General features: G+C 55.8%; 13 protein-coding genes. 6 read left to right on the top strand and 7 right to left on the bottom strand.

The window, feature by feature from the left end; all coding sequences use genetic code 11:
• Positions 1-66: 66 nt before the first annotated feature.
• Complete coding sequence (locus I9182_RS02785; RefSeq protein ID WP_348540369.1) at positions 67-1,893, top strand: ATP-binding protein; 1,827 nt, start codon at positions 67-69, stop codon at positions 1,891-1,893.
• Positions 1,808-2,359: a response regulator gene (locus tag I9182_RS20590; RefSeq protein WP_348540368.1), complete on the top strand. Its 552-nt coding sequence runs from the start codon at positions 1,808-1,810 to the stop codon at positions 2,357-2,359. Before I9182_RS02785 ends, I9182_RS20590 begins: the two co-directional genes overlap by 86 nt.
• A gap of 4 nt (positions 2,360-2,363) precedes the next feature.
• Here I9182_RS20590 and I9182_RS02780 read toward each other — a convergent pair whose 3' ends face one another.
• Positions 2,364-2,957: a sulfotransferase family 2 domain-containing protein gene (locus I9182_RS02780; RefSeq protein ID WP_209596314.1), complete on the bottom strand. Its 594-nt coding sequence runs from the start codon at positions 2,955-2,957 to the stop codon at positions 2,364-2,366.
• Positions 2,958-3,149: 192 nt separating this feature from the next.
• Between I9182_RS02780 and recA the strand changes: the two genes are divergently transcribed.
• The 4 genes from recA to I9182_RS02760 all read left to right on the top strand — a co-directional run bounded on the left by recA (position 3,150) and on the right by I9182_RS02760 (position 8,344).
• Positions 3,150-4,217 carry a recombinase RecA gene (recA, locus tag I9182_RS02775; RefSeq protein ID WP_209596312.1) on the top strand — a complete coding sequence of 356 codons (1,068 nt, stop codon included), beginning with the start codon at positions 3,150-3,152 and terminating at the stop codon, positions 4,215-4,217.
• A 169-nt stretch (positions 4,218-4,386) separates the two neighbouring features.
• The gene (alaS, locus tag I9182_RS02770) at positions 4,387-7,059 is read left to right on the top strand and encodes an alanine--tRNA ligase (protein WP_209596311.1); all 2,673 of its coding nucleotides are present in this window, start codon (positions 4,387-4,389) and stop codon (positions 7,057-7,059) included.
• Between the two features lies 1 nt (position 7,060).
• Positions 7,061-7,348 carry a DUF1330 domain-containing protein gene (locus tag I9182_RS02765; RefSeq protein ID WP_209503886.1) on the top strand — a complete coding sequence of 96 codons (288 nt, stop codon included), beginning with the start codon at positions 7,061-7,063 and terminating at the stop codon, positions 7,346-7,348.
• A gap of 411 nt (positions 7,349-7,759) precedes the next feature.
• Positions 7,760-8,344 carry a transglutaminase-like cysteine peptidase gene (locus I9182_RS02760; RefSeq protein WP_348540316.1) on the top strand — a complete coding sequence of 195 codons (585 nt, stop codon included), beginning with the start codon at positions 7,760-7,762 and terminating at the stop codon, positions 8,342-8,344.
• A gap of 102 nt (positions 8,345-8,446) precedes the next feature.
• On the opposite strand, the gene I9182_RS02755 is transcribed toward I9182_RS02760, so the two are convergent.
• The 6 genes from I9182_RS02755 to I9182_RS02730 all read right to left on the bottom strand — a co-directional run bounded on the left by I9182_RS02755 (position 8,447) and on the right by I9182_RS02730 (position 14,091).
• Positions 8,447-9,133: a hypothetical protein gene (locus I9182_RS02755; protein ID WP_209596308.1), complete on the bottom strand. Its 687-nt coding sequence runs from the start codon at positions 9,131-9,133 to the stop codon at positions 8,447-8,449.
• A gap of 301 nt (positions 9,134-9,434) precedes the next feature.
• On the bottom strand, positions 9,435-11,252 hold the full coding sequence (gene typA, locus I9182_RS02750) for a translational GTPase TypA (RefSeq protein WP_209596307.1): 1,818 nt from the start codon (positions 11,250-11,252) through the stop codon (positions 9,435-9,437).
• A 76-nt stretch (positions 11,253-11,328) separates the two neighbouring features.
• Positions 11,329-11,664 carry an SMR family transporter gene (locus I9182_RS02745; RefSeq protein WP_209596305.1) on the bottom strand — a complete coding sequence of 112 codons (336 nt, stop codon included), beginning with the start codon at positions 11,662-11,664 and terminating at the stop codon, positions 11,329-11,331.
• 362 nt (positions 11,665-12,026) lie between these two features.
• A complete protein-coding gene (locus I9182_RS02740; protein ID WP_209596302.1) occupies positions 12,027-13,196 on the bottom strand; it encodes an HD domain-containing protein in 1,170 nt (389 codons plus the stop codon).
• Positions 13,193-13,438, bottom strand: a complete 246-nt coding sequence (locus tag I9182_RS02735) for a hypothetical protein (RefSeq protein ID WP_209503892.1) — start codon at positions 13,436-13,438, stop codon at positions 13,193-13,195. The genes I9182_RS02740 and I9182_RS02735 overlap by 4 nt, the downstream gene beginning before the upstream one ends.
• Complete coding sequence (locus tag I9182_RS02730) at positions 13,438-14,091, bottom strand: alpha/beta hydrolase (protein WP_209503893.1); 654 nt, start codon at positions 14,089-14,091, stop codon at positions 13,438-13,440. Before I9182_RS02730 ends, I9182_RS02735 begins: the two co-directional genes overlap by 1 nt.
• Between the last annotated feature and the right edge of the window lie 9 nt (positions 14,092-14,100).

Here is a 14,100-nt window from a genome sequence, read left to right as displayed (position 1 = left end):
GCGCCGTTAGGCGAGTGTTAACCAATTCTACCTGTTATTACCGCAAAACCTGTGCCCGAGCCGTTTATGCCTGACATCACTGAATTTGTTCCAGTCCCTTCAACCGCCGATACTCCATCGGTGTTTCGGATCGGGTCGTTGGTGTTTGTGGCGCTGTTGATCAGCTTGGCACCTGCGGTTGGGTTTCTGCCGTCGGATTGGACAAAAGGTTTGCTGGCAACAGGCATTTCACTGCTGGTTGTGGCGCTTTTGTTTGGGATCAAGGGGGCGATTGCAAACAGGCATTTGCAACAGATATCAGCCCTTTTTGTCGCTTTCGCAGAACGCGAGGATGTTCCAGTTGTGATCTCAAACGGGTATGGTGATATTTTGGCCGCAAACGTCCTGGCGGAGAAAAAGCTGGGGGCCGTACGGGGCGAAACCCTGGCCCGCTGTTTGCGCTCCAAGTTTGCCAATCCATCGGCGATTTTACTAAGCCTGCAATCGCGGGCGCAGTCCGCGGGACGCGCCCAGAGCGAGTTTCCCGGTGGCGACCGGACCATTTCGGTTTCCGTGCATCAATTGAGGCCGGGGCTGTTCTGCTGGAGTTTCAGCTGTGTTCAACAGGAGAGTTGGCAAACCCTTGGTTTGCCGGTTGTAACCCTTGGACGGGAAGGTGACGTGTTGCGCGTCAATGCCACGGCCGAGCGTTTGTTTGGTGCACACCCTGCCGGGGCGCAGGATATTTTCAGCGAAGCCGAACCGCGGATCGGGGCTGTCAACGCGGTCAGGACCCGCGATGGTCATGTTCTGGCAGCCGTCTCCGTACTTTCTCAATCCGGGTCAGAACGAAGCCTTTGTGTGTTACCGATCACGCAGAGACCCGCACAGGATGCGGTCACGTCCTTCTCTGACCTTCCGGTTCCAATCCTCAGGCTTTCCGAGGACGGCATCATCCTTGACAGTAATCGGCTGGCGGTGAAACTGTTGGGAAAGAAGCAGCTTGAAGGCAGTAATATCAGCGACATCATGCGGGGCATGGGTGGCCCTGCGCTGGATTGGTTGAAACGGACCGAAGCACATGAAGAAACGCTGCGATCCGAGTTTTTGCGGTTCATTAGGGACGACAAAGAAATATTTGTTCAAGTCACCCTGAGCCGCGTGTTTGTCGACGGAAAGATATGCCTGATCGCGGTTCTGAACGATGCAACTGAACTGAAGACGCTCGAAGCTCAATTCGTTCAGGGCCAGAAGATGCAGGCCGTAGGGCAATTGGCCGGAGGTGTTGCACATGATTTCAACAACCTGCTGACGGCCATTTCCGGTCACTGCGATCTGCTGCTGTTGCGCCATGACCAGAATGACCCGGATTACGGGGATTTGGTGCAGATCAATCAGAATGCCAACCGGGCCGCCGCGTTGGTCAGTCAGCTTTTGGCGTTTTCGCGAAAACAGACCCTCAGGCCCGAAGTGTTGGATCTGCGTGACACGATCTCGGACCTTATTCACCTGCTGAACCGTCTGGTTGGCGAGAAGGTGCAATTGACGCTGAGCCACGATCCGGTGCTCAAACCCGTGCGGGCAGACAAGCGTCAACTCGAGCAGGTGCTGATGAACCTTGTCGTTAATGCGCGGGATGCCATGCCGGACGGAGGCGAAATTCGCATTGAAACCAGTGTGTTGACCCTTTCGCAGCCTCTGATGCGGGACAGGGCAACCGTGCAACCGGGCGATTATGTGGCAGTCAAAGTTGTAGATAGCGGCGTTGGTATCCCAGCAGACAAGCTGCAGAAGATTTTCGAACCTTTCTACACCACGAAACGAACTGGTGAAGGCACTGGCCTTGGGCTGTCAACGGCCTACGGGGATCGTCAAGCAAACCGGCGGGTTCATATTTGTCGACAGTGCGATTGAACGGGGCACCGAGTTCACTGTCTTTCTTCCGATTTGCGAGACAGCGACCCATGTCGAAGCCGAATTGCCAGTCCAGCCCGAAGCCCAGAGCACCAGACAGGGTGAGGGCGTGGTGCTGCTGGTTGAGGATGAGGCACCAGTTCGCGCCTTTGCAACGCGCGCGCTGCGACTGAAGGGTTACACCGTGCTCGAGGCGGACTCGGCAGAAGAGGCGCTTCGACTGCTTGAAGATTCCGCGTTAAGTGTCGACGTATTCGTCACAGATGTTGTCATGCCGGGAATGGACGGGCCCACATGGGTTCGCAAGGCTAGGGAGACGCGCCCGGACGCGCGTGTGATCTTCGTGTCCGGGTATACTGAAGGTGTATTCGGCGATACTGGACCGGATATTTCCAACTCAACCTTTCTGCCCAAGCCGTTTTCCCTCAACCAACTGACTGAGGCCGTGTTTCAACAACTCAACTGATGGATCACATTGCGGCTTTGTGCAGCGCAAATTCTTCCGGGAAGGCATTTCGAAACTTCTGTTCGGTCGCAGGTGACAGATGCAAATCTCCCGGAGGCGAAACGTTTTCGCGCTTCAGGTCGATCTGCATGTCCAGACGTGTTTGCAGAAAGTCCAACACCTTGTCTTGATGCTCGAATTTGAAGATATGACGAGCGCCAGAACTGTCGTTGCGAGTACGGAAGAATTGCGCCTGGCTGCCGACATTGGCGAACTCGGGACGTGTGTCCTGCAAATAGGCTTGCACGAAGGCGTCAAAATTCATGTCACGTGTCGAGCGCGGTTGACCTATCAAGTCTTCGCGACTGCGGAACCGGTACCAGCTGCCCAGCCAATCCAACGGTTCGCGCACAACGGCCATAATTTCCATCTCGGTATCAAACAGTTTTCGAAACATGGTCTGGAAAAACCGGTCATACCGACGCACCGGGGCGTGTTTCAGCTCTGGCGGATGTGTCACGATGAGATCGGCCCGGTCACGCAACGCCGTGTGATAAGCCGTGCTACCGGTCTTGGGGACTGAAAGAAAAGCTAGTCGTTCTTTATAAAAAACAAGCATCTATCGGTTCCCAAGGTTGCCATGTTACTTGTGCAGATTGTCGTAAACGACTCTTTAACACAATTGCAGAAGACTGATTTCTGTAAGTTTTAGTTGAAATGTTCTCTTTTTGATCTCATAAGGAACAAGAGGCGAACAAAGCAGCGATTGCCGCCCGATTAAGGGTGTGACAAAAGGGAAGGCGACAGGACAATGGCGGATCTTCTGACAATGAGCGACAAGAAAAACGCAGACAAGCAAAAGGCGCTCGACAGTGCGCTGGCCCAGATCGAACGGCAGTTCGGCAAAGGGTCGATCATGAAGCTGGGCGAAGATGCCCGGCAGGACATCGAGGCGTGCTCGACCGGCTCGCTGGGTCTGGATATCGCGCTGGGTATCGGTGGACTGCCGATGGGGCGCATTGTTGAGATCTACGGGCCTGAGAGCTCGGGCAAAACCACTTTGACCCTTCATTGCATTGCTGAGCAGCAAAAGCGGGGTGGAGTTTGCGCGTTCGTGGATGCAGAACACGCACTGGACCCGCAATATGCCCGAAAGCTGGGTGTTGATCTGGATGAGCTCCTGATCTCGCAGCCCGATACCGGTGAGCAGGCGCTTGAAATCACCGATACACTGGTGCGCTCGGGCGCGGTCAATATGGTTGTTGTCGACTCGGTCGCTGCCCTGACGCCGAAATCGGAACTCGAAGGGGACATGGGCGACAGCAGTGTCGGTGTGCAGGCCCGGCTGATGAGCCAGGCGATGCGCAAACTGACCGGCTCGATCAGTCGCTCGAACTGCATGGTCATCTTTATCAACCAGATTCGGATGAAGATCGGCGTGATGTTCGGCAGCCCGGAAACCACAACCGGTGGCAATGCGCTGAAATTCTACAGCTCGGTTCGGCTGGATATCCGCCGGATTGGCGCGATCAAGGATCGGGACGAAGTTGTCGGGAACCAGACCCGTGTCAAAGTTGTGAAGAACAAAGTCGCACCGCCGTTCAAGCAGGTCGAGTTCGACATCATGTATGGCGAAGGCATCTCGAAGATGGGCGAGTTGCTGGATTTGGGTGTCAAAGCCGGTGTTGTTGAAAAGTCGGGATCCTGGTTCAGCTATGGTGATGAGCGGATCGGGCAGGGGCGCGAGAACGCCAAACAATACCTGCGGGAAAACAGCCGGGTGGCGCTGGACATCGAAGACAAGATCCGCGCGGCGCATGGGCTGGAATTCGATATGTCGCCAGACGTTGCCGAGGATGACGATATTCTGGAGGCCTGATGTCCTGAGGTGGGTAACCCCTGACATCTGCGCAAAGACTTTAACAGTTGAAACAAGGCGACCTGATCGGGTCGCCTTGTTTCGTTCCTGTGTGCCTCTCCTGTGGACACTCACCTGACAGGGGGCTAAACCAACGGAGACCAAGATATATGTGCGCCGAGAGAGCCCTATGCCAATCCTGAACGACATCCGATCGACTTTTCTGAACTACTTTGAAAAACAAGGGCATGAGGTCGTCGCGTCCAGCCCGCTGGTGCCGCGCAATGACCCGACGCTGATGTTCGTGAACTCAGGTATGGTGCAGTTCAAGAACCTGTTCACCGGTCTGGAAACCCGCGATTACAAACGCGCCACTACGGCGCAGAAATGTGTGCGTGCGGGTGGCAAGCACAACGATCTCGACAATGTTGGCTATACGGCGCGTCATCATACGTTTTTTGAGATGCTGGGAAACTTCTCATTCGGGGATTATTTCAAACATGAAGCGATCCCATTTGCCTGGGAACTGATCACCAAGGAATTCGGTATCGACAAGACCCGCCTGTTGACGACCGTCTACCACACGGATGATGAAGCCTTTGAAATCTGGAAAAAGGTCGGTGTGCCCGAGGACCGGATCATTCGTATCGCCACCAATGACAATTTCTGGCAGATGGGTCCGACCGGACCTTGCGGCCCGTGCACCGAGATCTTCTATGATCACGGCGATCACATCTGGGGTGGCCCTCCGGGATCACCCGAGGAGGATGGCGACCGGTTCATCGAAATCTGGAACGTCGTTTTCATGCAGAACGAGCAGTTCGAAGATGGCTCGATGGTCGAGCTTGACATGCAGTCCATCGATACCGGTATGGGGCTCGAACGGATTGGGGCGCTGTTGCAGGGCAGTCATGACAATTATGACACCGACCTGTTCAAGACCTTGATTGAGGCTTCGGCAGACGCGACCGGTGTCGACCCCTATGGCGACCAGAACGTGCATCACAGGGTGATCGCGGATCACCTGCGGTCGACCTCGTTCCTGATTGCAGACGGTGTGATGCCCAGCAATGACGGCCGCGGATACGTTCTGCGCCGGATCATGCGCCGCGCCATGCGCCATGCGCACCTGCTGGGCGCAAAGGATCCTGTCATGCATCGCCTGGTGCCTACGCTGGTGCAGCAGATGGGTGGGCATTATTCTGAACTGAAACAGGCGCAACCGCTTATCGAAGAGACGCTGCTGCTGGAAGAAACCCGGTTCAAGCAGACACTGGACCGTGGTCTGAAGTTGCTGGATGATGAGGTTTCGGGGCTTTCCGAGGGGGCGCCCCTGTCAGGTGAAGCAGCCTTTAAGCTTTACGACACTTATGGCTTCCCTCTGGATCTTACGCAGGATGCGCTGCGTGAAAAGGGCCTGAGCGTTGACACGGACGGTTTTGATACCGCGATGGCCGAACAAAAGGCCAAGGCACGTGCCGCATGGGCCGGGTCAGGTGAAGCAGCGGATCAGGTCGTATGGTTCGATGTTCTGGATGCAGCCGGTGCGACGGATTTCCTGGGCTACGATACTGAGAAAGCCGAAGCGCAGGTTGCCGCCCTCGTTGTTGATGGTTCGCTGGTCGACAAGATCGACGCGGGCAGCAGCGGTTGGGTCGTCGTGAACCAGACCCCGTTCTATGGAGAGGCCGGTGGTCAGGTCGGTGATACTGGCGCGTTGCGTCGGCTGGAGGATCGCGATCACCTGAGCCGCGTGGAGGACACGAGGAAGTTTGCCGACGGCAAGGTCTATGCTCATAAGGTGGCGGTTCAAAGCGGAGTCATTTGCAAGGGCGACGCGGTAGAGCTTGAAGTTGATCACGCCCGCCGTTCCGCCATTCGCGCCAACCATTCGGCCACGCACCTGCTGCATGAAGCGTTGCGCGAAACGCTGGGTGATCACGTGGCGCAGCGCGGCTCGCTGAACGCGGCGGATCGTTTGCGGTTTGACTTCAGTCATTCCAAAGCGCTGAGCCTGGAGGAAATTCAAAAAGTCGAACGTGAGGTGAACGATTTCATCCGCCAGAATTCGATCGTTGAAACCCGGGTCATGACACCTGACGACGCGCGCGCATTGGGCGCGCAGGCCTTGTTCGGCGAGAAATATGGTGACGAGGTTCGTGTCGTCTCCATGGGCAAGGCGCCAACAGGCAAAGGCCATGAAGGCGATACATGGTCGATAGAACTCTGTGGCGGCACACATGTGCGCCAGACAGGTGATATCGGCACCTTTGTTGTGTTGGGTGACAGCGCCAGCAGTGCAGGTGTGCGTCGGATCGAAGCGCTGACCGGGGGTGAAGCCTTCCGCTATCTTTCAGCTCAGGATCAACGTCTGGCTCAGGTGGCATCGGAACTGAAAGCGCAACCGGACGACGTGGTGGCGCGCGTGAAAAGCCTTCTGGACGAACGCAAGGCCTTGCAGAACGAAGTGGCTCAGTTGCGCCGGGATCTGGCTATGGCTGGCGGGGCCGGTCAGAGCGGTGGTGCCGAGGCGCGGGATGTAAACGGTGTGAAATTCCTGGCACAAGCGCTCAGCGGTGTTTCAGGCAAGGACCTTCCCGCGTTGATCGACGAACACAAAAACCGCCTTGGATCGGGTGCGGTGTTGCTGATTGCGGATACGGGCGGCAAGGCGGCCGTTGCGGCTGGTGTGACAGAAGACCTGACCGGACAGATTTCGGCGGTGGATCTTGTCAAAGCTGCGGTAATCGAGTTGGGCGGAAAAGGCGGCGGCGGTCGTCCTGATATGGCCCAGGGCGGCGGCAAGGATGCATCAAATGCAGATGCGGCAATCAAGGCCGCACAACAGGTTTTGGGAGGATAATATGGCTGCTCTTTGGATTGCACATGTCACGGTGACGAACACTGAGGCTTACGGCAAATACGCGGAACTGGCCGGACCGGCCATCGCCAAGCACGGGGGCGAGTTTATCGCCCGTGCTGCACGGTACGTTCAGCTGGAAGGTAAGGAACGTCCACGAAACGTAGTGGCGCGCTTCCCAACGCTGGAGGCTGCGGTTGAATGCTATCACTCGGATGAGTACCAGCAGGCCCTGAATCACGCGCGTGGAGCAAGCGAACGTGAACTGGTTGTGGTGGAAATCACCGAGTGACATTCGGGGCTTGCTTCCAAGGCACTGATATTTCCAAGAAAACCGGCAGTGAATGAGCAAGATTCGGCTTATGTCATGTTTGATTGATACTGATTAGCCCGCGACAGCGGGCTGTTTTTTGCTTAATTGATTTAATTCAATCACTTATCCTTCAATGCTCCTGTTCTGTTGAATGGTTCCTGGCCGAATTGTGGCCCCGCCAACAAAATTCTTACGTGAAATTGTCAGATTCTCGGACGAATTTCTGCCCTGTTTCCTTTGCAAGGTCTCAAAAGATTGCGCGTAACACCTGATCACAGATAGTTTCAAGAAACAGAATGTGGTGCAGGTGGCCATGTAATCATTCGAAGAACATCGGATCGGGGAACTCGCATGATTTCATTAGCGAATTTAACCAAGAGGTGTGTTTCCGTGCCTGTATCGGTTGCGGCGCGTGCATTGGGTATCTGCGCCGTGTGCATCGGTGGCTTGGCTTTAGCACCTGCTGCCCACGCTTCCGACGGTGTCTTTATTCCATTCATCGCGTCTTCGCCACCGCCTTCAGGTGCAATCAACCTTTGCAGCCAGTATGACTGGGCTTGCGCCGCTAAACGCTCGGTCAAACTTTCCAGCCAGCAAGAGCTGAAGGTGGTAAATCAGGTGAATCGCCGCGTAAACGCGTCGACCCGTGAAGTTACAGATCAGTCCCAGTATAAAATGCGAGAGCGATGGGCGCTGCCAACATCCAGAGGCGGTGACTGCGAAGACTTTGCTTTGTTGAAGAAAAGAGATCTGATCCATGCCGGGGTTGATCCAAGAAAGCTTTTGATTGCAACCGTACTGGACACACGTCGGACACCTCATGCGGTTCTGGTTTACCGTTCGGCACAGGGCGACCTGATTCTGGATAATCTTACAAACCGGATCAAACCCTGGACAGCTACGCGCTACCTGTTTTTGCGAATGCAGAATCCGAAGCGGCCCAGTCAATGGGTTGGCGTTTACGGACGCAGCTGATATCAGCGAAGAACTAAGTGTTGTCGTGGGCGCAGCGGTGATCTGCGCCCGACAGTGCTGTCGATAACCTGACGTTCGGAAAGGGAAATCCGGACGTTTTGCTTATCGGCGCTCTCTATTCCCGAGGCCACGGCCAGCGGAGTTTTTGCCATCAAATGCGCTCCGCATTCCTTGGGCGCGTTCGCTGACTTGTTGCTCCATATTCTTGGGCTCTTCACCACCGGGCTCTTCACCACCGGGCTCTTCTCCGCCGGGCTCTTCACCACCGGGCTCTTCTCCGCCGGGCTCTTCACCACCGGGCTCTTCACCGCCGGGCTCTTCACCACCGGGCTCTTCACCGCCGGGCTCTTCACCGCCGGGCTCTTCACCACCGGGCTCTTCACCACCGGGCTCTTCACCACCGGGTTCTTCACCACCGGGTTCTTCACCCCCGGTTGGGTTACCACCGCCGCCATTGGAGGTCGTGCCGTTTTCCTGGGAAGGTCCGTCTCCAGATCTCTGGTCTGAGACACCGATCGATGCGGTCGGGAAGTCACTCAGCAGGCCCGCCAGTGGGGCGCATTCTGCACCTACGCGCGCCAGTATCTGATCGAAGTCATGGCGACGTTGAATATAGCGGATCATGCCGGATGTCACGGCATCGCATTCGCATAAAACCTGAGCGGACGCAGCGGATTGCCGCGCTGTTGCAACTGTACATGTCCCAGCGGCAAAGGTTTCACCGGCAGGTGAAAGCAGAAAAGTTGTCGCAATAAAAAACAGCGGAAACTTACGAGCTCTATTACCCATTTTGAACTCCTTGGAACTCGATAACTAAACTTCGTCCTTCTATGCACCATTCCCGTGTCGGTGTTTGTGAAGGACGTCACACTTCTGACGTGTTTTGACCATAATTTGAGGGCGCCTACAATATCTTGTTGGTGAGGTTTGTGTCAGAAACCTTCAGTCATATGGAGAAAGCTGTTATTTTTCAAATAAAAACCGGGCAGTGAGCCCGGTTTTTCTGATTTCGTCTTTTGTCGAATTGGAAGCAAATTTGCCACACTAATGCCATTGTTTCCGTTTGGTCAGTTTGCAACCTGAGGGTGTTCTAGGCAGATTTGGCCATCCGCTTACGCTCGTGCGGGTCAAGAAAACGCTTCCGCAGACGCACCGCGTTTGGTGTGACTTCCACAAGTTCATCATCGTCGATATAGGCAATTGCCTCCTCCAGTGAGAACTGGATATGCGGCGTCAGGCGGACCGCGTCGTCGGATCCACTGGCGCGTACGTTTGTCAACTTCTTGCCTTTGAGCGGGTTCACTTCCAGATCGTTGTCGCGCGAGTGTTCGCCGATCACCATACCCTGGTACACGTCTGTTTGGGGACCAACAAACATGCGGCCACGCTCTTCCAGGTTCCACAGCGCATAAGCCACGGCCTGACCTTTCTCCATCGAGATCAGAACACCTGCGCGACGGCCCGGAATCTGCCCCTTATGTGGCGCCCAGTCATGGAACACGCGGTTAAGTACACCCGTACCGCGCGTGTCGGTCAGGAATTCGCCATGGTAACCAATCAGACCGCGGGACGGGACATGGGCGATGATCCGCGTCTTGCCCGTACCGGCTGGGCGCATCTCGACCAGTTCACCCTTACGTGCGCCGGTAACCTTTTCAATTACGGAACCAGAATATTCGTCATCCACGTCAATGGTAACTTCTTCGATGGGCTCAAGCCGCTGCCCGTCTTCTTCACGGAACAGAACCTGCGGGCGCGAGATGCTGAGCTCAAAGCCTTCTCGGCGCATATTCTCGATCAGAACACCCATTTGCAACTCGCCGCGGCCCGCAACCTCGAACGCCTCACCGCCGGGGGTGTCGGTGACACGGATGGCGACGTTCGACTCGGCTTCCTTCATCAGGCGGTCACGAATGACGCGAGATTGAACTTTTTTGCCGTCACGGCCTGCCAAGGGAGAATCATTGATACCGAAGGTCACGGTAATGGTCGGTGGATCGATGGGCTGTGCGGGCAGGGCCTCAGTGACCTGAGGGGCAACCAGCGAATCCGCTACGGTGGCTTTGCTCATGCCAGCGATGGTCACGATGTCGCCTGCTTCGGCCACGTCAATGGGCTGCTGGGCCAGTCCCCGGAACGCCAGGATTTTCGTGGCGCGGAAGTTTTCGATGACCGAACCATCGCGGCTGAGCGCCTTGAGGTTGTCGCCAGCCTTCAGCGTGCCGCTTTCCACGCGACCGGTCAGGATACGACCGATGAAGGGATCGCTGCCCAATGTCGTGGCCAGCATCCGGAAGGGTTCATTTTTGTGTTCGACCTGCTTCGGGGCAGGGACATGATCGACGATCAGGTCGAATAGCGCGCTCAAGTCTTTGCGGGGACCGTCCAACTCCATATCCGCCCAGCCCGAACGGCCCGAGGCGTACATTGAAGGAAAATCCAACTGGTCGTCATCCGCGCCGAGATTGGCGAACAGGTCAAAGCATTCGTCCAGTGCGCGGTCAGGTTCGGCATCCGGCTTGTCGACCTTGTTCAGAACCACGATCGGGCGTAGGCCCAGCGCCAGTGCCTTGGACGTTACAAACTTGGTCTGGGGCATCGGGCCTTCTGCGGCGTCCACCAACAGAACAACACCGTCGACCATGCTGAGGATGCGCTCGACCTCGCCGCCGAAATCGGCGTGGCCAGGGGTGTCGACAATATTGATGCGCGTGTCTTTCCACTCAACCGAGGTGGCCTTGGCCAGGATGGTGATGCCGCGTTCACGCTCCAGGTCGTTACTGTCCATGGCGCGTTCCGCGACGGCCTGATTTTCCCGGAATGCACCGGATTGTTTGAGCAGCTCGTCCACCAGGGTCGTTTTGCCGTGGTCCACGTGAGCGATGATTGCGATGTTGCGCAGGTCCATGAGAGGTCAGCCTTTGAACGGGAAGTTGCCGCGCGCATAACGCGGCGCGGCAAAATATACCAGCCCTAACCGGCCTTCAGTGCCCGGCAGTCTTTGAAAAGAGGTGAATGATCAGGATTCCCGCCAGAATCATCGCCAATCCGAGTATTGCCGGCCAATCCAAACGCTGACCGAAAACGATAAAACCGATGAGCGCGATCAGGAAGATGCCTAGTCCGGACCAGATAGCATAAACAATGCCGACAGGCATGACCTTCAACGTCATCGCCAAAAGGTAGAATGCAAACGCGTACCCAACGATAACGATCACGGATGGCCAGAACCGCGTAAACTGCTGGCTGGCTTGCAGGGCCGTTGTGCCAATGGTTTCAGCCAGCACAGCCAGCAACAGATACAGATAGGCTTGGGGCATTGAATACCTCGGAAAAGGGTGCGTCGGGTGGCTTGAGAGCGATTTGTGTGAGTGAAATACGCGGGCCGTCATGTTGTCTACAAGATTACCTTGGGTCAGGTATACCTGACTGTTTTTTCAGTCGAATGAATGTAATATTCGCCGTATATTTTTTCATTTTGTTAACGAGTTTTGAGCGATGACGTTATTTGCGAAATCAATCATATTTGCTTCGGGTCTGATAGTGGCGATTGGGTGGCTTGCTGACGGGGGGTCCGTCGAAGTGAATGCAGCCAACTTGGTTCAACAGTTTGATGGTAGTAGTGTTTTTTGAACGCCGCTAGAAACCGAGCAAGAAAGAAGGAGCCTTCAGGCTCCTTTTTTTATGCTTGAGGATCGGTTGTTTTGCCATTTTCGAAATGCGCAACCAGTTGCGGTTGCAGCCAGTCCCACAGCTGAGGCGCTCCCGCTGCAATAGCTGGTCGGACACGCGTTACAATCTGGTCGAATTTCACTTTGTATTCGACCCATGAGCCGCCACCTGTTTCCAGATTTGCTATGGGTGTCTGAAAGCGGTCAACAGCCTTTGCAAACCTGGCTTCTGCGGTCTCAGCTGCCTCAAACTCGTGCCAAAGTTCAGTAAATGGCCTGTGTTGACAGTCAGGCAAAAGGCCAAACAATCGCTTGGCGGCGGCCTGTTCCTTGGCTTCCTGTTCCGCGTGGTCGACATGTCCGTGGATCGGGTGGTCGCCCGCGTCGATTTCGACAACATCGTGCAAAAGCAACATCTGGAGGGTTCGGTCCACTTGAACGTCCGAATGCGCGTATTCCGACAATACCCATGCGTAGAGCATGACATGCCACGAATGTTCAGCCGAATTCTCGAACCTGTCACTGGCCATCAGGCGTGAGGCGCGCAGAACGGATTTCAACTGGTCCGCTTCTGTGAGAAATGCCAATCTTTTCGTGAATGCGTCATCCTGAGGGGCCGAGTTGGTCAAGAGGTTAGTGGCATGCTGGTGGGCCATTGGAAACGTATGGGCCAGATACGCTGCGCGCCCGTCTGCCAGATTTGACCGCGCAATCTCCACATGATCCTCTCGTGGGTCGGTGGCGCACAGAACCTGAAACAGCGGCTGGCAGCGATCCAGAATCTTGGCAAACCGGGCATCCGGGGTTTGGTCAGCCTCGAATTCGTGCCAGAGCGAAAGAAATTCCTGCGCTTGTTCGTCGGGCAACAGGCCAAACAATTCCTGTGCGGCAGCCTGTTCAGCCTCGGCCACGGTGTCCCAATCCGTGTTGAGGTGAATCGGGTGATCACCTGTCACGATCTCAACCAGATCATGCAGTAGCAACATGCGGATGACCCGGTCGACCGAGATGTCCGGCCCGGCCAGCGGTGCCATGACCATTGCCCACAAAGCCAAGTGCCAGCTGTGTTCAGCAGAGTTTTCGGGCCTTGACTGGTCAAGCAGGACATTTGCCCGCTCGACCAGTTTCAGATTGTCGGCCCGTTTCAGAAATGCGACCTGCGCAGCCAGGCGATCGGTCATTGCTTTTCAATCGCCTTGAGTTTCGCGCGATGCGTGGCGAGGCGCTTGATCACGAATTGTCTGGCCTTGCGTTCGGCCAGACGCACGCGGATTTCCGTCAGGAAAGCCTCTTCCAGTGATTGCGACGCCGCACCAAGCACTTCACCTACCTCCACGAAGAACCGGTCTTCGCCAGTTTCGTCCATGACCTTCATCGTATCTTCGGCCAGTTTGGCCGCGAGCGATGTGATGGTGTCGGACATTAGCGGGTGTTCTCGGTCAGCCGACGTTTCACATAGTCGCTGACATCTGTGATCAGCGTGTCCATGTGGCGTTCCTGGAAGAAATGATCCGCGCCCTCAACCTCGTTATGGGTGATTGTGATTCCTTTTTGCTCGTGCAGCTTGTTGACCAGCGCGGTGGTATCCGCTGGTGGTGCCACACGGTCAGCCGATCCGTTGATGATCAGACCCGAAGACGGGCAGGGCGCAAGGAAGGAAAAGTCATACATGTTGGCAGGCGGTGACACGCTAATGAAACCCGTGATTTCGGGGCGGCGCATCAGCAACTGCATTCCAATCCACGCCCCAAACGAAAAGCCCGCAACCCAGCAGTGTTTCGAGTTGTTGTTCATGGATTGCAGGTAATCCAGCGCAGATGCCGCATCGCTCAGCTCGCCTACGCCCTGATCATATTCGCCCTGGCTGCGACCGACGCCGCGGAAGTTAAAGCGCAGCACGGTGAAGCCCATGTTGTAAAAGGCATAGTGCAGGTTATAGACCACCTTGTTGTTCATAGTCCCGCCGAACTGAGGATGCGGGTGAAGCACGATAGCGATCGGTGCGTCTTTTTCCTTTTGCGGGTGGTAGCGGCCTTCCAGGCGGCCTTCGGGTCCGGGAAAAATCACCTCGGGCATGTGTGCTTT

Source organism: Ruegeria sp. HKCCSP351, assembly GCF_017872535.1.
Taxonomy (GTDB): domain Bacteria; phylum Pseudomonadota; class Alphaproteobacteria; order Rhodobacterales; family Rhodobacteraceae; genus Ruegeria.
This window is presented reverse-complemented; position numbering and strand designations above follow the sequence as displayed.